The organism is Nguyenibacter vanlangensis, from assembly GCF_013376155.1.
Taxonomy (GTDB): Bacteria; Pseudomonadota; Alphaproteobacteria; order Acetobacterales; family Acetobacteraceae; genus Gluconacetobacter; species Gluconacetobacter vanlangensis.
On the sequence record NZ_JABXXP010000897.1, the window covers coordinates 1 to 996 of the forward strand.

General features: G+C 68.6%; 1 protein-coding gene and 1 pseudogene. Both read right to left on the minus strand.

Annotated features, from left to right (window positions below; translation table 11 throughout):
- Positions 1 to 495: dihydroxyacetone kinase subunit DhaK (locus HUK84_RS19980; protein WP_176641758.1), on the minus strand; the 495-nt coding region annotated here is incomplete at its 3' end.
- Between the two features lie 158 nt (positions 496 to 653).
- Positions 654 to 996 (minus strand): annotated as a pseudogene (locus tag HUK84_RS19985) (hypothetical protein); the annotation flags it as partial.

The window sequence follows — 996 nt, forward strand, 5'->3', positions numbered from 1 at the left end:
GGCCGCGCCGCCGCAGATCTTCTCGGCCAGCACCGTGCCGCCGACGCCACGCCGCCCGGCGGTATAGAGAGAGTCCGTGACCGCCACGTCGTCGTCGATGAGGACGGATTCGACCGGAATCCCATCCTCTTTCGCCAGTTCGGCCGCCATTTCGAAATTCATGACGTCGCCGGTATAGTTCTTGACGATATGCAGCGCGCCCAGCGGGCCGGTCACCGCCCGGGTCGCCGCCAGGATCTGGTCCGGGGTCGGGCTGGTGAACACCGCGCCGGGACAGGCCGCGTCCAGCATGCCCAGCCCGACAAAGCCGCCATGCATCGGTTCGTGCCCCGAGCCGCCGCCCGAGACCAGCGCCGTCTTGCCCGGCACCGGCGCGTCGGCCCGGATGATGAAGTCGGGGTCCAGATTCACCTTCAGCAGATCCGGATAGGCCGCCGCCATGCCCTGGAGGGCCTCGGTCACCACCTGTTCGGGGGCGTTGATCAGCTTCTTCATGCCGGTTCTCCGAAGCGCCGTCTCCGGCCTTCAGCGCTTCTTCTTCGGGGCCTCTTCTTCGGGGCCCCTTCTTCGGGGCTTCGTTCGGCGGCCCCGTTTTTCGCGGGCTCGGGCGCCCATATTGGTAAACCATGCGACCGCGCCCGGGTTTCCGCCGATTACGACACGGTGAGCGGGGCCGGCTGCCGATCGAGGGCGTTGTCGCGCAGGAAGGCCTGCAGGCGCGGCGCCATGAAGTCCAGAAACAGCCTGATGCGATAGGGCATGTGCGGGCCACCCAGCGACAGGGCATGGATGTCCTCGGTCTCGCCCTGTCCGACGTCGGCCAGGATTTCGACCAGGCGGCCGGCGCGGATATCGGCGCAGACATCAAAATCGGCCAGCCGCGCCAGGCCGACTCCGGCCAGCGCCATGCGATGCACGCTGGGGCCGTTATTGGCCAGCAGCGTGCCGCCGACGCTGCGGTCCACGATCCGCCCGTCCTGGCGCAGCGGCCAGACC